We start from the raw sequence: 19,493 nt of genomic DNA, 5'->3' as shown, positions 1-19,493 counted from the left end.
ATCGTTCCTCAATTCATAAAGTTGTCAGACACTGTTTGCGTTCTGCGCCGGGCCTTCCGCCACGACAGGACGGCCGGTGCGCGCCGCCGTGCGCACGGCCTCGACAAGGCGCAGCGCTTCGAGCCCGTCGCGGCCGGAGACCTTCGGTATAGTGCTTTCCTGCCGGACGAGGCTCGCGAAATGTGTCAATTGCTCGTGAAGCGGATTGACCTTTTCGGTTGCGATCACCTCGTGTTTGAGCGGGCGCGACCAGTCGCCTTCCTCGCCGTTCGCATCTGTCCAGACACGCAGGGCCGGAAATTCGAAACTGCCCGCCGTACAGCCGATGCGCCAGGACGAAATCCCGGTCTCCGCGATATTCGGGTTTTCACCGCTGGCGCCTTCGAAACTCCACGGGGTCAGGGCCGCATCGGTCAATATGGCGGTGGCAATGACGCCGCTTGCGAACCGGATGTTGATCGCGGCGCTGTCCTCAACGGTGCTCCCGCGGGCATGGTGGGATACCATCGCCTGGACTTCCTGCACGGGACCGAACAGACCGACCAGCAGGTCCGCCTCGTGGATGAAGTTGATGAGCAGCGGTCCACCGTCGCTCTTGCGCCGCCAGAGCCCGGCCTGGAAGTAGCTGTCCGGTTTCCGCACGGCCCAGATTAGCGAGGCAGACACGGCATTGCCGAGGGCCGCGGTGTCGAGCAGTTCCTTCGCCTTCTCGACGGACGGGTGGTAGCGGCGATGGTGACCGACCAGCAGGGGCAGCCCGCGCGCTTCGAATGCGCTCACGAGCTTCTCGCCGTTTTCGACGGTATCGGCCACGGGTTTTTCAACCAGGGTTGCCCAGTTCCTTTCCAGACAGGCCAGCCCGCTCGGCAGATGGTCGGAATTGGGTGTTGCGATGACAGCGGCGTGGCAATCGGAAGCCGGCACAGTGTCGATGTCCGGCGCCCACCGGCAGTTCAGCTCCTGTGCCAGTGCTTGCTGATCCGGATTGGGGTCGACAATCCAGGCAAGATCGATGTCCGGGTGATCGGCTGCATGGCGCGCATGCCTTTGACCGACAAGGCCGGCCCCGATGACCACGAGGCGAATGGGATTATTACGGTTCAATTCCCGTCTCCAACCAGAACGGTTGTTTGCTTGGTGTGTGTTCTTAAGCGCAGTAGGGCGCGTCGTTGCCCCAGCGGTGCTGGGGAATGTGCTCGCTGTGTGCGAGATGATGGCGGGTGTCTTCCCACATCTTCTTCCACAGACGCCAGTCCTTGAGTTCGGAGCCGGGATTGCTGCGCGAGCGCGCCACAAATTCCGGGAAATGGCTCCGGCCCGACGGCTGTCCCGTTACGTGATAGCGCAGATCGAAGGACCAGCGGTAATGATCGCTTTTGTTGGCGAGCGATCCGTGCGGGGTCAGCGGGTGGAAGATGACGGCACCGCCGGCTTTCACGGGAACCGGCGTGGCCTGGTCCTTGGGGAGAAACGGCTCGGCAATCCCGACCTGGGACCTGGAACAATGTGGCAGCATTTCCTGGTAGGCTCCGGGGGCAACCTGTAGGCAGCCGTTTTCGATCGTGGCGTCCGTGATCGCCAGCCAGACCGTCACGAAGGTGGTTTCGTCGGCTTCTTCCAGGGTTACGCCCTGGTCCTGGTGCCAGTCGGTCGCGATGACATGGGCGCGGTTCTCGGATGCCGCCACGGCGTGTTGCGGCGGCTTTATGCGCACATGCTGGATCGGATTGGAGGAGATCTCCGGTCCGATCAGGGCTTCGACGCAATCCAGAATATTGGCGTTCGTTGCCATGTCGAAGACGGCCGGGCCGAAATGCATCGGCGTGTCGTCCGAAATGCCCGAATGCGGCAGACTGATGTCGAAGGGCTGATACCATTCAAACCCGCCCCTGTAGGCCCTGTCCAGCTTGTCCCAGAAGCCCATTCCCTCGTCAGGCTGCGGGACCTTGCCGTCCTTCTGCCACGAGCCGTAGAGATCGTCCATGAGGGAACTGTACTCACTGCGGACGTTTGTCAGGGCATCCTCATCCAGCAGGCCCTCGACAACGAGGTAGCCTTGTTTACGGAACAGATCGACATCGCCTTGACTAAGCATGATGTGAGGTCCTCAAAGCAGAATGGTGACAATCGTCGGCCAGATCAGCAACACGGCGAGCGCAACCAACTGTACACCGATAAAGGGGAGAAAGCCCCGGAAAATATCGGTGAGCGAAATGTGCGGAGGCGCGACCGATTTCAGATAGAACGCGGCAGGGCCAAAGGGCGGCGACAGGAAACTGACCTGCATGTTCATGCAGAAAAGAACGCCGAACCAGATCGCGACATGCTGCGGCGACAACGTTCCAAGGAACCCGATCTCGTCGATCGGCAGCCGCTTCACGATCGGCAGGAACACCGGGATGATCAGCAGCACGATGCCGACCCAGTCCATGAACGCGCCCATGAACAGCAGGATCACCATCATTGTCAGGATCACAAGCATCGTCGGCATTTCCGCGCCGATGATGAGCTGGGCGATGTAGGTCGGGCCGCCGGCAAGCGTATAGGCGCCGGCAAGCGTGGCCGCACCGATGGTCACCCAGATGATCGTGCCCGTAGAGCGCAGCGTCCGCATCATGGACACCCAGAGCAGGTCAACGGAGGCTTCGCCGCGGAAGAGGGCGATCAGGAACACCGCGACCGCGCCCATGCCGGCCGCCTCGGTGATCCCCGTGACGCCGCCGTAGATCGATCCGAGAACGATGCCGATGACGGCGAGCGGCGGAACCAGGCCCTTGCCGTGCTCCCAGCCGGAGGCGGTCCTCTGGCGTCCGGCGACCAGGAAGATGAACAGCAGCGCCAGAACGCCGATGCCGATCAGCCAGGGGAGGTCGGAGACCATCCCGAGGGGCGGCGGCTCGAAACCTTCGACAGAGGGATCGTTCCGGCCCATGACCGTCAGGAAGGCGATCCGCGCGAGCAGGATTGCCGAGATGCCGGCAACGACGACACTGACGAACCCGCCGAACATGACCAGTTTTTCGCCGCCTTCCGGGTCGCCTTCGCGCGGCTCGGGCAGGGGAGCCTGGGACGGGTCCAGCTGCGTGCGGACAACGATATAGATCATGATGAAGCTGGCCAGCATGAAGCCGGGAATGAAGGCACCCGTGAACAGCGCCTTGATCGACGTTTCGGTGATGAGGCCGTAGATGATGAGAACGATCGATGGCGGGATCATCGTGCCGAGTGAGCCGGACGCACAGATCGTACCGATCGCCAGGTTCTGGTTGTAGCCGAGACGCAGCATCTGCGGCAGGGCGATCAGGCCGAGAAGCACGACCTCGCCGCCGATGATGCCGGACATGGCCGCCATCAGAACGGCCATGATGGAGGTCACGATGGCAACGCCGCCGCGCGCCCTGCTCAGCCAGAAATCCAGACTGTCATACATCTGCTTGGCAATACCGGATCGTTCCAGCAAGGCGGCCATGAAGATAAAGAGCGGTACCGAGATCAAGACGTACTCGGTCATCAGGTCGAAGATCTTCTGGGTCAGAAGATACAAGGGGCCGGTGCCCGGATTGCTTGTGAGGAGGCCCGTGCCGAAACTCGTCGGGTCGGTGAGCAGCGTCGGCTCGAATTTCATGATCATGACCAGCGCGGCCAAGATGGCCGAGGCAAAGCCGAGCGGCATGCCGATGCCGAGCAGGAAGAGAAGTCCGAAAACCAGGACTATAGAGATCGTGCCGACGTCCATTACTTTGCACCCACGCTTTTCTTGATTGCTTCGAGCTCTTCTTCGTCGATGATGTCAGGCTCTTCCATTTCGGTAGGCTGCTTGTCCCAATCGGCAATCAGATTGGCGACGGCTTGGATGGCGACGAGCACGGCGACGATGAGGATCATCGGCTGGATCGTCGCAGGGATCGGCGGATCAAACGCCGTCCCGAACATTTCCCAACGGTGGAACTTGATGGCGAAGACCTGCTTGTAACTGCCGTAGACAAGGAAGAAGGCGAACAGGCAGATCATGAGCACCGAAATGACATCGCAGGCGTGGCGCAGCGGTCTGGGCAGGATGTCGTAAAGAATGAAGATGCGGATATGGCAGCGCTGCTGCATCGCGTAGAGACCTGACAGCAGGAACACGAAGCCGGCGATCCAGAGCGTCAATTCATTGGCCCACAGTGTTGGCGCTTCGATCACGTATCGCAGGAACACCTCATAGAGCATGACCAGCGTCATGATGATGATCAGGAGCATGACCACGCGGCCGATGAACAGCGCGAAATAGTCGAAACGGGTGTAATCGGGGTATTCCATCTGGGCGTGAACGACGCTGCGCATGCCGACCACGAGCAGAATGGGCAGAAGCAACAGGGCGGCCCAGTCGATGATGTCCATGATGCCGCCGAACATGCCCGACAGTCCCGGAGACACATCCTTGCGCTCGTGCAGTTCGGTGATCTGCGCGGTCATGCTTTCATTCGCATGCGGGAAGAAATCGAGAATGTAGGCAGGACCGTGCCAGATGACCCAGCCTGCGCAAACCGCAAATGCGACGGGAATGACCCATTCCCGCAATCCGCCGGACTTTTGCTCTTTCATCTTTTCCCCCGATAGGAAACGCGTAGATCCGCGCGCATGGGCTGCCCCTTAGTCTTCCCCGATGTTTTGTCACGCAGCGCCATGCGCCGGTGCCAGAAACAGAAAAATCAGATGAATTGCCATGTGCTTCCGGCAATCCTCACCAACCCCGGCATTTGGTTTTCTGACCGGTTTTCGAAGTGCATCCGGGGGTGGGTATGGCGGCGGAGCCGTGCTCCGCCGCCACAGTGTTGTCGACTGGATGCCAGTCTTACTTCATTGCGCCGAGATCGCGCAGGAAGTCCAGGTGGCTCTGCAGCAGTTCCTGGGACTCAGGCGTGGTCGCGAACTCTTTCCAGCTGTCCTGAACGGCCTGACGGTAGATCGCCAGATCTTCGTCGGACCAGGTGTTCAGAGCGATGCCTTTTTCGCGAAGTTCCTTCGCCGTCTGGGCGTTCTTCACTTCGTTGATGGTGGAGTTCTTCAGGGCCAGTGCCTGCATTCCAACCTTCAGGATCGCCTTGTGGTGATCCGGCATTGCGTCCCAGACGTCCTTGCGGCAGGCAAGGTGGTCAGCCGGCATGGAGTGGAAACCGGGATAGTTGGTTTCCGTTGCAATGTCATAAAGGCCGAGGCCGACATTGTTGGTGATGTTGGCCGCGTCGGCGCCGTCAATGATGCCGGTTTCAAGTGCGGTGAAGATCTCGTTGAAGTCCATCACGATCGGCGATGCGCCGAGCTTTTCGAAGATCAGCGTGATCACGCCCGGAGGCGAACGGAACTTCCAGTTCTTCAGGTCATCGACGCCCTTGAAGGACTTCGTCGAGGACAGGGACTCGGGGCCCGGGATCCACCAGCCGATGAACTCCATGTTGTTGGCATTGTAGAGTTCGTTCAGCTTTTCATAGCCGCCGCCATGCAGCAGCCATGCATATTGCTGATAGGGGTTCTGGTAACCACCGGTCAGGTCGCCGGCAAACTGGAATGCCGGGTTCTTGCCGGTCTGGTAAGCACCGCCGGTCATGTCGCAATCGAGAATACCCGTTGCTGCGGCGTCGAAGGTCTCAGCGGACTTGACGACGGAAGAGGCAAAGAACATCTCGATTTCGATTTCACCGTTCGACATCGCGGTAACGTCGTCGATGAACTCCTGAGCCATCTGTCCGGAAAGCGTTTCCGTGGAGAAGTGCGTCTGGATACGAAGTTTCGTGCTGTCCTGAGCGTTGGCATCCATTGCAGCGCCCATGGAAAGGGCGAGGCCGGCGGTTGCCACGCCTGCGAGCATGGTTCTCGTCAGTTTCTTGAGCATTCCTTATTCCTCCCAAGTTGCTCCAAATGACCGGCGATTTAGTCTGCGCCGGTCGTATTTGCTGGTGTTCCAGCGATTTGCTCCGTTCGGCCGGGCGGCCTTCACGAAGCTTGTTCCCCCTCGGCCGATCATCCTGATGCGGCCTTGAAAGCTGCCTGCGTCGCGGCGCCTGCACCGCTCTGCCTCATGCAGCTCCCCGTCTCTCCCTGGACAGCAAATCCTCTGCTCCCAGTTTTGTCCAATCGAAAATGACACCGATGCCCGGTTGGTCGGGTGCAACGGCCAGCATGTTCTCAACCACCAGGGGCCGCCTCGTGTATTGTTCGATCGGAAAAGAATGCACTTCGAGCCAGCCATCGCTGCCCATCCCGGCGAGCAGGCTGACATGAAGTTCCTGCATGCCGTGGCTGCAGACCGGGACGCCATGACGTCCGGCGAGTTCGGCTGCCTGAAGGAAACCGGTGATGCCTCCGCAATTGGATGCATCGGGTTGAATGAAGCTGAGTTTCGACTGTTCGAGCGCATAGCCGAACTCGTGAATGGTGTGCAGGTTCTCGCCCATTGCGAGCGGTGTTCCCGTCGCCTCGGAGATCACCGCGTACCCCTTGTAGTCGTCGGGTATGGTCGGTTCCTCGAACCACAGGATGTCAAACGGGCTGAAGGCGTTTGCCGCGGCAATGGCCTCTTCCACGCTCATTGCGTAATTGGCATCCACCATGAGGGCGACATGCGGACCGATAAGGTTCCGAACGGCAGCAACGCGGGCGACATCCTCTTCCAGGGACGGCTGACCGACCTTGATCTTCACGCCGTTGAAACCGCGGTCGAGATAGCCCTGAACGCTGTCGAGAAGCTTCGGCAAAGGGAAGCCGAGGTCGATGCCGCCGCAATAGGCCTTGCAGGTTCTTCCCTTGCCGCCGGCCATCTTCCAGAGGGGGAGACCTTCCTTCTGTCCGCGCAGATCCCACAGGGCGATGTCCACTGCCGATATGGCAAAGGACGCGATGCCACCCCTTGCGACATAATGGACGTGCCACTGCATTTCCTCGTAGAGGGCTTCGACGTTTTCGGGACTTTTTCCAAGCAGGAACGGCGCGAGATCGTGTTCGATCATCGCCGCAATGGCATGACCGCCCTTGCCGCCGGTATAGGTATAGCCGGTTGCCTTGCGCCCGTCGTCAAGTGCAAGGGTCGCGGTCACCAGCTCGAAATGGGTATGATCGCCGTGCTTTGCATCAACAAGTATCTCGGCAAGCGGTATGTGGAACAGCCTGGCGGATACGCTGACGATGGTTGTCAAGGTATCCCTCCCAAGATGCCAAGAACACTATGTTATTTGTTTTGGTTCGACCAAGTACGCAGGGAGCAGAGCGCGAATTGAAAGGTGAGTCAAGAGCGTTTACCGTCAATCCATTTAAATCGATTTAAAAAATATTTTAACCATCTGTTTTTTCTACGTTTTTTTTATAGTGATCAAATGATGTGCGGAAACGCTTGCTTTCGCCCAATATGGGGGCATAGCATTGTGGTCAAAGCAAACAAGAGTTTGGTACAACCAATTGGCTACCGCCACGATGCCGGACAAACAGGGAGAGAAACGGGCTGCGGACACGATCGTGACCGCGCTGGAAGCCCGCATCGCGTCGGGTGAATTGGCGAACAACAAGCCATTGCCGCCCGAGCGCGATCTCATGGAGGAATTCGGCACGTCGCGGACCGTCGTGCGCGAGGCGATCTCGGCCCTTGCCAATCGCGGGCTGATAGAATTGCGGCCGCGATTCAGGCCCGTGGTGCGAAGGCCCGACTATGGCACGCTGCTCAATGCGACCGGCACCATCGTGCGCTATCTTCTGAACGAACCCGGCGGTGTGCAGAATCTCTACCAAAGCAGGGTGTTCATCGAGCGCGGCCTTGTCAGGGACGCTGCCCTCAACGCCAGCAAGGACAACATCTCCGATCTGAAGGCCGCGCTGCAGGCCAACGAAGCTGCGCTTGATAATTCGGAAGAGTTTTTCCGGACGGATATTGCCTTTCACGGCGTTTTGTATCGCATCGGCAGCAATCCGATTTTCCCGGCACTGCACGAGGGCTTCACAGCCTGGCTGTCACCGAACTGGGCGCGCATGACGCGGTCCGATGACCACAACAGATCCGTCTATCTGGATCACAAGGCCATCTACGACGCCATTCTGGAGAGAGACCCGGCGCGCGCCGAGGAAGCCCTTGTCGCGCATCTGAGCGCAGCGTGGAAATACGTGGAGGAGACGTTCTAGAGCCGAGGCATGCCGGCTGATGTGCACCAGCGTCGCAATGACGTTGGCCAAGGCCGGCATGACGACGTTACATGGGCAGCGGGTGTCTTCCGGACCCGCCCGGCGCCGGTCGCTCTCCATGGGGTCCGCCGCTTGAAATCCCGCATATCGATGCCGGCATGGTCTGTCCTGCCGGCCTATCTCGTTGTGCAACCGGAGGATTTTGGATGCAAAAGACAGGTGTGATCGGATTGGGGGACATGGGCTCTGGGCTCGCGAAGAACCTGATCGCAAACGGTTTTGAAACCAGGGGATTCGATCTTTCCCCCGACAGAATGAGCGCGTTCGAGGCGATGGGTGGAACCCTCGCGGAAAGCGCGGGCGATGTCGGCAAGGGTGCAGACGCAGTCTTCGTGATGGTGATGAATGGTGACCAGGTCAAGGACGTCATTTTCGGCGACGGCGGACTGTGTCAGACCATGGCGCCGGGCAGTGTCATCATCCTGACGGCAACCATCAAGCCGAGAGAGGGGCGCGAAGTCGGTGCGATGCTGGAAGGCAGCGGCATCCACCTGATCGACAGTCCCGTTTCCGGTGGATTTCCGGGTGCGCAGGGCGGCACGCTGACCATGATGGCGGCTGCTCCCGATGCGGTCCTTGACGAATACAAGGCTGTGATGGAGGCCGTGTCGGCAAACATCCACCGGGTGGGAAGCCGCGCGGGTGATGGCCAGACGGTCAAGGCCTGCCTGCAGTCGCTGATCGGATCCCAGTTCTCGGCAACATTCGAGGCCGCGGCGCTCGCGGCTAAGGCGGGCGTGCCCGGCCAGGTGATCCTTGACGTGTTTTCCACGTCCTCTGCCGGATGCGGGGTGGTCAACAACGCCTTGCAGAAAATCATAGACCGTCAGTTCGAGGGAACCGGCAGCCATATCAATACCATGCACAAGGATCTTACCATTTCGATGAACCTTGGCGAGGAACTCGGTGTGCCGCTTCACACGGCGGCCGCCGCCATGCAGATCTTCCACGCGGGCAAGACCAAATACCCGAATGGCGACAACTGGATCTGCACACGGGTGATCGAGGAGATCATCGGGGCCGAACTCCATCGCAAGGGGGCCAAGAAAGCATGAAACTCGGTGTCATTTGCGACGGCATCAGCCGTGATCTCGCTCACGCGCTGACCGTGATGGACGAGTTCGGCCTGGACTATGCCGAGCTGCAGTTCGTCGGAGAGAAAGAGGTCGGCGAACACTCAAGCCAGGAGATCGCCACGATCAAGGCCCTGCTGGAAAAGCACGGCAAGCCGGTCAGCTGTCTGTCCCGGCATGTCTTTGCCGGCATGACAACGGCAAACAAACCGGGGGATGCACTCCATACAACGCATATGGACGCCCTGAAGCGTGTCATGGACATGGCGCATACGCTCGGCTCGCCGCTGGTCCGGATCATGACCAACAAGAAGGAACAGATCCTCTGGGGCAAGGGCGGTGCCGAAAAATGGAACGTCGCCAAGGGCGCATGGGAGGCGTCGCTTCCCCTGATCGCTCCGGCGGTTGACCTGGCAAGATCGGAAGGTTTGACGCTTGTCGTTGAAACCGGCAACGGTACGATGGTGAACTCCAACTACACCGCGCGCAGGCTGATCGACGATCTCGACGCCAGGGATGTGCTCAAGGTCCTGTGGGATCCGGCGAACAATTGCTGGTGCCACGAGCGGGCCTATCCGGACGGCTACGAGGAACTGAAGGGCGGCTATCTTGGCCATGTGCACATCAAGGACGTGCTTGTCGACACGCCGAGGGCGACCCTTGAAGTCAGGCGCATGGGCGAGGGGCAACTCGCTGATCAGTTTGAACCGATTGCAGCGACGCTGAAGGCCGATGCCTATAACGGCGTGATCTCCTTCGAGAGCGTCTACCATCCGGGCAACGGGGATTTCGAGGCGGGTTTCCGGCTCTGCATCGACCGGTTCAAGGACCTTTTCGGATAAGGTGAGTATTCCTTTGCTCATCTGCCCGGCGATGAATTCAGCGCCGGGCTCTTTCAATGCCACGCCGACTACGCGTTTTCCAATTCCGCGATCAGCTGATCTGTCGTGACCTGCCGGCAATAACCCTTGATGGTCTTCAGCGAATTGTCGTGCCTTTCCTGGGTGTAGGTCAGGCAGGCGTCGGTGACCTGGGTGACCAGGTAGCCGAGATCACAGGCGTCGCGGATGGCGCTTTCAACGCATTGATCTGTAACGATGCCGCTGATCACCAATTGCCGGATGCCGAGATTGCCGAGCACGTAGTGAATATGGGTGGAAACGAAGACGGAGGAGGAGGACTTGGGAAACAGGATTTCATCCTCGCCCGGTTCCAGTTCGTCAATCACCTTTCCGTCCCATGATCCCTTTGGCACATTGAACCCGGTGATCTTGTAGTCAAGGCTGCGGTCGCGTCCGTCCTTCGTGAGGCTTTCGATCGTCGTGTACATGACTTCGACGTTGCTCTTGCGGCAGGCTTTCTGAAGCCGCTGCATGTTGGGAACCACGCGGGTCTTCATTTGCGAAAAGAACCAGCCGTATTTCCGGTCGAACGCCTCGTCGGAGAGGCCCTCGAATTCAGCGCCCCTGCGATGCGCGGCAAAGTTCTGGACGTCTATGAAGAGCAGTCCGGATTGCTCCGGGACAAGCGGGACTTCGCGTGTGAGCATCATTTCCTTTTCTCCAGGACGTCCTTGAAAGCGGCGGTCAGATGACCGGCCCAAAGATCCTGGCCTTGCTCGGTGTCGATAAGATCATTGCGGATTTCAACCAGGCAATGGGCGAGACCGCGGGGTTCGGCATGACGGGGGATGAACCAGTCGCTGTCTTCCTCGATCATGTAGGGCACATTCTTGCCGACAAGCATCCGGTTGTCGCGCCTTTGCATGGTTGCCGCAATAATGTCGGCGGTTTCGGGGTCCGTTCTTGAAAGGAGACCCAGGTGCCAGGGGCGGTGTTTGCCCAGATAGACCGGCGTGAAGGAATGGATCGCAAATGCGGCCCGTTTCGGCCGTTCATCCAGGATCGCGGTCAGCGCGGCATCGTAGGGATCGAAGATCATCCGTTTGCGGATCAACCGTTCCTCGTCAGAGAGGTTCTGGTTGCCGGGGATCACACTGTCCTCGCTGACTTCGGGCGTTGCGTCCGGTGCCTCGAACGGACGGTTGCAGTCATAGACAAGGCGTGAATAGCGCTGTTTTACCAGATCTGCGCCAAGATTTGCCGCGATCCGCTCCGAGACGGCAAGAGCGCCGATATCCCATGCAATGTGCCGGTCCAGATCTTCTGATGTCAGGCCGAGGGTCCCGAGCCTCTGCGGTATGGCGCGGCCGGCATGTTCGCATACGAGCACAATGTCCGCGCCTTCCGGTCCCCTGATGCAGTCGACCGGTTCGGGATCCGTGCCGGCGAGGAGGGTTTTGCCCATATTTTCCGCGGAATATGCCGCTTCCTTGAGCATGAGGAACTCCACAGGGGTTTTGATAATCTTTTTTCATTTCGTCACAAATGGGAAAACTTGACAAGATTTTTTTATCAGATCACTGTGCTAGGCATGGTAGCTCACAGCACAATCCGTGATCTGATAACCGGGACGTCGGAGGCGTTGACCGGGGCGGAACGCAAGCTCTCGACGACACTTCTGTCGGACTACCCCTTTGCCGGTCTGGAACCCATCCAGGTTCTGGCCGAACGCACGGGCGTTTCGTCTCCGTCGATCTCGAGGTTCGTGTCGAAACTGGGATTTCAGGGCTACCAGGACTTTCAGCGCAGGCTCATCCGCGAACTGAAGGCCAGCCAGCGTTCACCGATCGAACTGATGGTGGTGGAGCGGCAGGTCGACGGCTCGTTTCTCGGCGATTTCACCAGACGCGCAAATGCGCTTATCGACGAGATGGCGCAGAGCATCACCGATGCGCAGTTCGAACGTATCTGCGGCCTTCTAAGCGATCCGGGGCGGCGGATTTTCGTCATGGGCGGGCGCGTGAGCGACCTGGTGGCGCAGCATCTCAGCCGCCATCTGAAACGGTTGCGCGACGATGTCTTTCACATGGACCCGGACCCGGAAACCTGGCCCGACAGTCTCTTGAGGATGCGCGGCAAGGATGTGCTCTTCGTCGTCGATTTCCGCCGCTATCAGAAAACCGTCACCGATCTGGCGAAGCTGGCGGCAACCGAAAGAAAGGCGAATGTCGTCGTGCTGACGGACAAGTGGCTGTCGCCGGCCGTGACCCACGCAAGCGAAACGCTCGCCGTGCCGGTCGAGAGCGGAACTGTCTGGGACAGCTACGCTGCCGGTTTCACGCTGATGGAGGCCATCATGACGCGGGTTGCCGAGACGGACTGGACCAAGCACAGCAAGCGCGTGTCGGCTTGGGACGCTCTGACGGAGGGGAGGCAGGAACTCAGACATGATACGTAAGCCGATGATATTCGCCGCGACATCCGATCTGTCGGGAAAGACGCGCGGAAAGGCCTTTCCGGCGGACCAGCTGAACAAGCGGCGCGAACGCGGCATGGGCTGGGTGCCGACGAATGTTCAGATCACCTGCTTCGACACCATCGCAGACAGCCCTTTCGGTTCATTCGGTGATCTGGCCCTGATCCCGGATCAGTCAGCCGATGTCACCGTGGATTTCGAGGACGGCACGCCGCCCGAGCGTTTCATGCTGTCGGACATCCGGACGCTGGACGGCCGGCCCTGGGGGTTTTGCACGCGCTCGATCCTGCGCGCTGCCCTGTCGCGCCTGAAGGAGCTTACCGGTGCCCGGCTGCTGGCCGCGTTCGAGCACGAGTTCCAGTTCGCCGGCGGTTCGACCCTGCCGCATCAGGGCTTCGGTTTGCAAGGCCATGCCGAACATGCCGGATTTGCCGAAACCCTTGCAGCAGCGCTTGATGAGGCCGGCCTGAGGCCGGACAGTTTCATCTGCGAATACGGGCCGGACCAATTCGAGGTGACGGTCGCACCGGAAGAGGGCGTGAAAGCCGCAGATGCAGCGGTAATCACGCGCGAGTTGACCCGCATGACCGCGCGCAGGTTCGAGCAGAAGGCGACATTCACGCCTATTCGCGACGTTGCAAGCGTCGGCAACGGCGTTCACATCCACATGAGTTTCCTGGGCGATAACGGGCCGCTGACCTACGATGCGGCGGGTGCGCACGGACTTTCGCCGCTGACGGCCGCTTTCGCTGCGGGTGTGCTGAAATACATGGACAGCATACTCGCGCTGACGGCGCCGTCCGTCATTTCCTACGAACGGCTGACACCGCACCGCTGGAGCGCGGCCTACAACAATCTCGGTCTTCAGGATCGTGAGGCAAGCCTGCGCATCTGCCCCGTGACTGCGAAGGATCCGGACGCGATCGCGCGCCAGTTCAACATCGAGTACCGGGCCGCGGACGCTGCAGCGTCGCCGCATCTGGCGCTTGCCGCAATCGTTCACGCGGGCTGTCAGGGGATCGAGGAAAACCTCGCGGCGCCGCAGGTGACAGAGGAAGACCTCTCGCTCCTGAGTGCCGCGGAACTTGAGCAAAAGGGTTTCGTGCGCCTGCCGCAAACGCTGGAAGATGCGCTGCAGCGGTTTGCGGCGAACAAGATCGTGACCGGCTGGTTCGACCCTGACTTCGCGGCGGTTTACGTGGCGCACAAGACGGCGGAAGCGGCCTTTGTTCAGGGAATGGACACGGCGCAGAAATGTGCCGCCTACGAGGATGCCTATTGATGCTCGTGCTCAATGACATTTCGAAACAGTTTGGCGGTGTCAGAGCCGTCAGCGATGTCAGTTTCGAGGTGGCTGCGGGCGAAGTGCGCGGTCTCATCGGTCCGAACGGGGCCGGAAAGACCACATTGATCAACCTGATTTCCGGGCTTCTGACGCCGTCAAGCGGAACCATGTCCCTCGAGGGCGACATTCTGGACGGCACGGGAGCGGCTGCCAGAACCCGCAGGGGAATTGCCCGTACGTTCCAGAACCTGCGGATCTTTGAAAACCTCTCGGTCGGACAGAACATCGAAGTTGCCCAGATCACCGCCCGGTCCGAAGGCCACGACGACAGTGCCGCCGTCGGCGAGGCTGTCGGGCGGTTCGATCTTGCTGGCAAACTGCACATGCCGGCAAACGCGCTTTCCTACGGTCATCTTAGGCGGCTGGAAATCGTGCGCGCGCTGGCGCTCAATCCCAAGGTTCTGATGCTCGACGAACCGGCAGCCGGAATGAACGAGCAGGAGACACACGAGCTGGCCGAAGCACTCGACTGGGTCAAGACCCGCTTCGGCTGTGCCACACTGGTCATCGATCACGATCTCAAATTCATCATGACGCTCTGCGACAGGATCACGGTCCTGAACATGGGAGCCGTGATCGCTGAAGGGACGCCCCGAGAGATAACAACAAACCAGGACGTCATAGATGCCTATCTGGGCGAGGACCATTCCAATGCCGCGTGAGGCGGCGCAAAACAGGAGAGGGACAGTGAAGAAAATCGGACTAACACTCGCCGGGCTCGCAGTTGCTGCCACCCCGGCCTTCGCCGCGGATACGGTCAAGATCGGTCTCGCGGTTCCCATGACCGGCGACTACGCACCCTATTCGGAATTCCAGGGTGCAAAGTGTATGGCGGAAAAGATCAATGCGGACGGTGGCATCAACGGCATGCCGATCGAATTGTTCATCCAGGATACGGGCTCGGACACGCAGACGGCAGTCTCGCTCGCGCAGAAGTTCCTGGACGACGGGGTGGTCATGCTCGGCACGATCCCGTTCTCCGACACGATGATCCCGGTCGCGCAGGTCGCCGCCGGATATGGTGTTTCGATCTTCCAGCCGCAGTCAACGCAGGTGGAAATGCATGCGGGCATCGTCGACAACTTCTTTACCGGCGTGTCACCCGACCCGTTCACGGCAACCGCGGCGGCAAATCATGCGCTCAAGCAGGGTGTGAAAAATGTCGTCCTGTTCACATCGGATGAAGGCGGCTCCTGGTCGGCGCGCACGCCGCTCTGGTTCGGAGACGTGATCGAGGAAAATGGCGGCAAGGTCCAGGCCAAGCTCAATTTCAGCTTCGGAACGTCCGACTGGTCGCCGCAAATCGCCGAGATCAAGGCGCTCGATACACCGCCCGACGCGGTCTACATCTCCTCGATCATGCCCGATGTCGGCGTTCTCGTGCGCCAGTTGCGCAGCGCAGGCATCGATGCCTGGGTCATCGGGTCGGACGGTTTCGACGATCCCTCGCTAGACGCGATCGGGTCGGACGATCCGAGCCTTCTGGACAAGGTGTTCTTCGCGACGCTCGCACCGAGCCACGCGGACAGCGCGGTCGTGAAATTCATGAAGGAATGCGAAGACATGGGCTTTGAGGTCGGTGGCCTGTTCCCGGCAACGGGAGCGGACACGATCATGGCGGTGAAATTCGGCGTGGAAACGGCCGGCAGCCTTGATCCGGCAGCGGTCTCGGACGCCATCCGGTCCGCCGACAGCGTCCCGGTTCTGACCGTGGATTCGATTTCGTTCAAGGATACCAAGACCTACGCTCAGCGAACGATCCCGGTCATCGGGTACAAGGACGGCAAGCGTATTCTGATCACGAACGAGATCCCGGCCAACGTTCCGACGGACTGGAACTGACGACCCCGGCGCGGCCTTCTGTAAAAGAAGGCCGCGCCAGCCAGGCGGAACGTATGCTCACCATCCAGGATCTCCATGTCTATCACGGGCCGATCGAAGCGGTTCACGGCATTTCCCTCACCGTGGAAAGGGGCAAGTGCATCTCGCTCCTGGGGCCGAACGGCGCTGGGAAGACATCAACGATTTCCGCCATCACGGGCATCGCGCGCGCAACCGGGTCGATCCTGTTCGAGGACCGTGAGATTTCCGGCGACAGCGTCGAGGCGCGCATTGCCTCGGGCATTGCGGTTTCCCCGGAAGGACGGCGCATCTTCTCCAACCTGACAATCCTGGAAAACCTCACGCTGGGCGCGGCCTTGCAGAAAGATCAGAGCGAAAAGGGCAGGGACATCGAACACTGGTTTTCGCTCTTCCCCATTCTTGCCGAGCGCAGGGACCAGGCCGCGGGGACACTGTCCGGAGGAGAACAGCAGATGCTGGCGATTGCCCGGGCGCTGATGGCGAGACCCAAGATCCTGCTTCTGGACGAACCGAGCCTGGGTCTTGCGCCCAAGATCGTCCGGCGGATCTTCGATCTGATCGGCACATTGAAGGAGCAGGGCATGACGATCCTGCTCGTTGAACAAAACGCGACGCAGGCGCTCAAGCTCGCAGACTACGCCTACCTCATGAGCTCGGGCCGGATCGTCGCCCACGGAACCGCGGACGAACTGGGAAGGAGCGACAAGCTGATGGCAGAGCTGACGGGGGTCGCCTGATATGGAATATGTCATTCAGCAGGTTCTGAACGCACTCAGCTTCGGAGCCGAATACGCATTGCTGGCCCTCGGTCTCGCAATCGTTTTCTCGATCATGGGACTGGTCAATTTCGCCCATGGCGAGATCATTGCGGTCGGGGGCTACACGATGGTCGCCTTCGCCGCGCTCGCCATCGGCAATCCGGTGATCGTGATGGGCGGCGCTGTGATTGCCGCAATGCTGGCCTCGCTGACCCTGGAGCGGGTCGCCTTCCGGCCCGTACGCAAAGCCGATCCGACCACCGGTCTCCTGACCGCCTTCGGTGTCTCGATCGTGCTTCAGAACGTTTTCCTGATGTTCGTGTCTCCGCGTCCGATTGCCGTGACCTCGCTCTATTTCCTCGACTGGCCGATCGAGATCGGCGGGATACGGCTCGCCTCGCTTCAGGTTTTCGAAACGCTGACGACGATCATTGTCATCGTGGCGCTGATGCTGTTCCTGCGGCGCACCGTTCTCGGGCTTGCCGTGCGCGCTGCGTCGCTCGATTTCGAAATGGTGCGGCTCACCGGCATCAAGGCCAACAGGGTGTTTGCGATGGCGTTCCTGATCTCCGGTCTTCTGGCCGGACTGGCGTGCATCTTCATCATGGCCAGGCGTGGCAGTGTCGATCCGCATCTTGGGTTCGACCCGGTCCTGAAAGCGTTTGTCGCCTGCGTCGTCGGCGGTTTTGGAAGTCTTCCGGGAGCCGTGCTGGGCGGGTTTTTGCTGGGGGCCGTCGAGGTGGCCATGCTGGTGATGCTGCCGCAGAGCCTCGGCGGGATGACCGACGCCTTCGTGTTCATGATCGTGGCGCTGATACTGATCTGGCGGCCGGACGGCATCCTGTCTCCTGCCATCGAGAAAGGGGACAAGTTGTGATCCGGCTGAGCCAGAGCCAGAGATCCGGCCTGGTGGGGGCCGCGTTGCTGGCGGTAGTGCTGGTCGTGATCGGCATCGTCACGCTCTATTTCGGATCGCGCTACCAGATCCGCCTGGTCTACTCGGCCTATGTCAACCTGATTGTCGTTCTGGGTCTCCAGGTTTTCATGGGAAACGCCCGGATCACGAATCTTTCGCACAGTGCCTTCATGGGGATCGGGGCCTATGCGGCCGCCCTTTGCGTCACGCCCGAAAACATCAAGAAGATTTCCCTGCCGGCGGCACCGTGGGGTCTTGCCGACTTCTCGCTCGATCCGGTCCTTTCCGCTGCCATCGCCCTCGTGATAACGGCGGTTCTGGCGTTTTTGCTTGGTCTTTTCATTGTCCGGCTGACCAGTATCGGCGCGACCATCGTGACGCTTGCGGTTCTGGTGATCGTACACGCGGTGTTTCTCTACCGGACCGATATCTTCAAGGGAAATCAGGCGTTTTTCGGCATCCCTCAGGTGTTCGATCTGAGCTGGGTGGTGGGGATCGCCATCCTGGCGGTGATCGTGTGCCGGCTGTTTCGTGAAAGCCGGTGGGGCATCCAGCTCAGGGCCAGTGCCGACGATGAGGTCGGCGCGGCCGCGATGGGCGTCGAGATCTACAAGTTGCGCCTGATCGCCTGGGTGCTGGGTGCGGTCATCCTGGCTGTCGCCGGTATCTGTTATGCCTATTTCCTTGGCACGATTTCTGCGCGGCCCTTCTATTTCAACCACGTCTTCCTGACCTTGGCGATGCTGATCCTCGGCGGTATGCGCACGGTCACCGGGGCCGTTCTCGGGACATTCCTGATTTCGTTCGGACTGGAAGGCGTCCGGTATCTGGAAACGGGACCCGTGCTGCTCGGTATCGAACTGCCTGAAGCGCTGGGGCTGTCGGGGATCGCGCTGGGTGCGGTCATCGTCTTGACAATGGCGCTCAGACCGACGGGTATCATGGGGAACCGGGAAATCGAGACGCTGTTCGCCCGCAAGACTTTCTAGGAGGAAGACGTGGCCTGCAATCACACGATCCACAAGCACGCACACCATTTCGGCTGGGACAATTCGATCGATCCGATCCTCAGCGTCGCACCCGGCGAAACGATCGAGGTCGAAACGATCGACAGCTCCGGTGGCCAGTTCAACGCGCATTCGACAGTCGCCGATCTCGGCAGCCTCAGCTTCGACAAGGTCAATCCGGTCACGGGTCCGATCTTCATCGAGGGCGCGGAGCCGGGGGATGCAGTTGCGATCACCTTTTTGGATTTCAAGCCGTCCGGCTGGGGCTGGACCGCCAATATTCCCGGCTTCGGACTGCTGACCGACCAGTTTCCGGACCCCGCGCTGCATATCTGGACATACGATTCCGTCTCCATGAAACCGGCGCTCTACGGGCCGGGCGGGGCCGTTCCCCTGAAACCCTTTGTCGGCACGATCGGGCTGGCGCTCGCCGAACCGGGGCTTCATTCGGTGGTGCCGCCGCGCCGGGTCGGAGGGAACCTGGACATCCGGGATAATTGTGTCGGAACAACGCTTTATCTGCCGGTCGAGGTTGCCGGCGGCATGCTGTCGCTCGGGGACACGCACGCGGCTCAGGGCGACGGTGAAATCTGCGGAACGGCGATCGAAAGTCCGATGGATGTCGCGATCAAGGTGGACCTGATTAAGCAGGCGAACTACGCCTTTCCGCGTTTTGAGACGGATGGGCCGGTGACCCGGCATTTCGATGCCAAGGGCTACAAGGCGACGACAGGTGTCGGCGAGGACCTGATGCAGACGGCCCGGGACGCGGTGTCGGGGATGGTCGATTGGGTTTCCGCGACAACCGGCATGAGCGCGCTCGATGCGTACATGCTGTGCTCGGTCTGCGGTGACCTGCGCATTTCGGAAATCGTCGACATGCCTAACTGGACCGTTTCCTTCTATTTCCCGAAGAGCGTCCTCGGCTGACATCCGTGCCAATATTAACTTTGGCGTAATGCCATTTTCGCGACGCGCGATCCTGACCGTCGGGAATGACCACCC

19 protein-coding genes are annotated in these 19,493 nt (G+C 60.2%); 11 read left to right on the top strand and 8 right to left on the bottom strand.

The window, feature by feature from the left end:
- Positions 1-24 precede the first annotated feature (24 nt).
- The 6 genes from ACO07N_RS26745 to ACO07N_RS26720 form a co-directional block, all read right to left on the bottom strand.
- Entirely contained in the window at positions 25-1,104 is a 1,080-nt protein-coding gene (locus tag ACO07N_RS26745; protein WP_421983917.1) for a Gfo/Idh/MocA family protein, read from the bottom strand.
- 43 nt (positions 1,105-1,147) lie between these two features.
- Positions 1,148-2,095 (bottom strand): phytanoyl-CoA dioxygenase family protein, encoded by a 948-nt coding sequence (locus ACO07N_RS26740; protein WP_421983916.1) that lies wholly within the window; start codon positions 2,093-2,095, stop codon positions 1,148-1,150.
- 12 nt (positions 2,096-2,107) lie between these two features.
- Complete coding sequence (locus tag ACO07N_RS26735) at positions 2,108-3,736, bottom strand: TRAP transporter large permease (protein WP_421983915.1); 1,629 nt, start codon at positions 3,734-3,736, stop codon at positions 2,108-2,110.
- Positions 3,736-4,587 carry a TRAP transporter small permease subunit gene (locus tag ACO07N_RS26730; RefSeq protein ID WP_421983914.1) on the bottom strand — a complete coding sequence of 284 codons (852 nt, stop codon included), beginning with the start codon at positions 4,585-4,587 and terminating at the stop codon, positions 3,736-3,738. Before ACO07N_RS26730 ends, ACO07N_RS26735 begins: the two co-directional genes overlap by 1 nt.
- Positions 4,588-4,837: 250 nt before the next feature.
- Positions 4,838-5,875 (bottom strand): TRAP transporter substrate-binding protein, encoded by a 1,038-nt coding sequence (locus ACO07N_RS26725; protein WP_421983913.1) that lies wholly within the window; start codon positions 5,873-5,875, stop codon positions 4,838-4,840.
- A gap of 184 nt (positions 5,876-6,059) precedes the next feature.
- Entirely contained in the window at positions 6,060-7,175 is a 1,116-nt protein-coding gene (locus ACO07N_RS26720) for a mandelate racemase/muconate lactonizing enzyme family protein (protein WP_421983912.1), read from the bottom strand.
- A 274-nt stretch (positions 7,176-7,449) separates the two neighbouring features.
- Between ACO07N_RS26720 and ACO07N_RS26715 the strand changes: the two genes are divergently transcribed.
- The 3 genes from ACO07N_RS26715 to ACO07N_RS26705 all read left to right on the top strand — a co-directional run bounded on the left by ACO07N_RS26715 (position 7,450) and on the right by ACO07N_RS26705 (position 10,123).
- Positions 7,450-8,148, top strand: coding sequence for an FCD domain-containing protein (locus tag ACO07N_RS26715; protein ID WP_421983911.1), 699 nt, complete (start codon positions 7,450-7,452; stop codon positions 8,146-8,148).
- A 206-nt stretch (positions 8,149-8,354) separates the two neighbouring features.
- Positions 8,355-9,263: an NAD(P)-dependent oxidoreductase gene (locus tag ACO07N_RS26710; protein ID WP_421983910.1), complete on the top strand. Its 909-nt coding sequence runs from the start codon at positions 8,355-8,357 to the stop codon at positions 9,261-9,263.
- Positions 9,260-10,123, top strand: coding sequence for a sugar phosphate isomerase/epimerase family protein (locus ACO07N_RS26705; protein ID WP_421983909.1), 864 nt, complete (start codon positions 9,260-9,262; stop codon positions 10,121-10,123). Before ACO07N_RS26710 ends, ACO07N_RS26705 begins: the two co-directional genes overlap by 4 nt.
- Positions 10,124-10,191: 68 nt before the next feature.
- On the opposite strand, the gene ACO07N_RS26700 is transcribed toward ACO07N_RS26705, so the two are convergent.
- On the bottom strand, positions 10,192-10,833 hold the full coding sequence (locus ACO07N_RS26700) for a cysteine hydrolase family protein (protein ID WP_421983908.1): 642 nt from the start codon (positions 10,831-10,833) through the stop codon (positions 10,192-10,194).
- On the bottom strand, positions 10,830-11,621 hold the full coding sequence (locus ACO07N_RS26695; RefSeq protein ID WP_421983907.1) for an N-formylglutamate amidohydrolase: 792 nt from the start codon (positions 11,619-11,621) through the stop codon (positions 10,830-10,832). The genes ACO07N_RS26700 and ACO07N_RS26695 overlap by 4 nt, the downstream gene beginning before the upstream one ends.
- A gap of 93 nt (positions 11,622-11,714) precedes the next feature.
- On the opposite strand from ACO07N_RS26695, the gene ACO07N_RS26690 reads away from it, so the two are divergent.
- Genes ACO07N_RS26690 through ACO07N_RS26655 form a run of 8 tightly spaced genes read left to right on the top strand, consistent with a single transcriptional unit; the run spans position 11,715 to position 19,418 of the window.
- Positions 11,715-12,581, top strand: a complete 867-nt coding sequence (locus ACO07N_RS26690; protein ID WP_421983906.1) for a MurR/RpiR family transcriptional regulator — start codon at positions 11,715-11,717, stop codon at positions 12,579-12,581.
- The gene (locus ACO07N_RS26685) at positions 12,571-13,881 is read left to right on the top strand and encodes a glutamine synthetase (protein WP_421983905.1); all 1,311 of its coding nucleotides are present in this window, start codon (positions 12,571-12,573) and stop codon (positions 13,879-13,881) included. The genes ACO07N_RS26690 and ACO07N_RS26685 overlap by 11 nt, the downstream gene beginning before the upstream one ends.
- Positions 13,881-14,606: an ABC transporter ATP-binding protein gene (locus ACO07N_RS26680; protein WP_421983904.1), complete on the top strand. Its 726-nt coding sequence runs from the start codon at positions 13,881-13,883 to the stop codon at positions 14,604-14,606. The genes ACO07N_RS26685 and ACO07N_RS26680 overlap by 1 nt, the downstream gene beginning before the upstream one ends.
- Positions 14,607-14,631: 25 nt before the next feature.
- Positions 14,632-15,786, top strand: a complete 1,155-nt coding sequence (locus tag ACO07N_RS26675) for an ABC transporter substrate-binding protein (protein WP_421983903.1) — start codon at positions 14,632-14,634, stop codon at positions 15,784-15,786.
- 53 nt (positions 15,787-15,839) lie between these two features.
- Entirely contained in the window at positions 15,840-16,544 is a 705-nt protein-coding gene (locus tag ACO07N_RS26670) for an ABC transporter ATP-binding protein (protein ID WP_421983902.1), read from the top strand.
- Position 16,545: 1 nt separating this feature from the next.
- Positions 16,546-17,442 carry a branched-chain amino acid ABC transporter permease gene (locus ACO07N_RS26665; protein ID WP_319382972.1) on the top strand — a complete coding sequence of 299 codons (897 nt, stop codon included), beginning with the start codon at positions 16,546-16,548 and terminating at the stop codon, positions 17,440-17,442.
- On the top strand, positions 17,439-18,470 hold the full coding sequence (locus ACO07N_RS26660; protein ID WP_421983901.1) for a branched-chain amino acid ABC transporter permease: 1,032 nt from the start codon (positions 17,439-17,441) through the stop codon (positions 18,468-18,470). Before ACO07N_RS26665 ends, ACO07N_RS26660 begins: the two co-directional genes overlap by 4 nt.
- Positions 18,471-18,479: 9 nt before the next feature.
- Positions 18,480-19,418 carry an acetamidase/formamidase family protein gene (locus tag ACO07N_RS26655; protein WP_421983900.1) on the top strand — a complete coding sequence of 313 codons (939 nt, stop codon included), beginning with the start codon at positions 18,480-18,482 and terminating at the stop codon, positions 19,416-19,418.
- The last annotated feature ends 75 nt before the right edge of the window (positions 19,419-19,493 follow it).

This window comes from Roseibium sp. (assembly GCF_965229775.1).
Lineage (GTDB): Bacteria > Pseudomonadota > Alphaproteobacteria > Rhizobiales > Stappiaceae > Roseibium.
The sequence above is the reverse complement of the archived record's forward strand: the minus strand, read 5'-3'. Positions and strand labels throughout refer to the sequence as shown.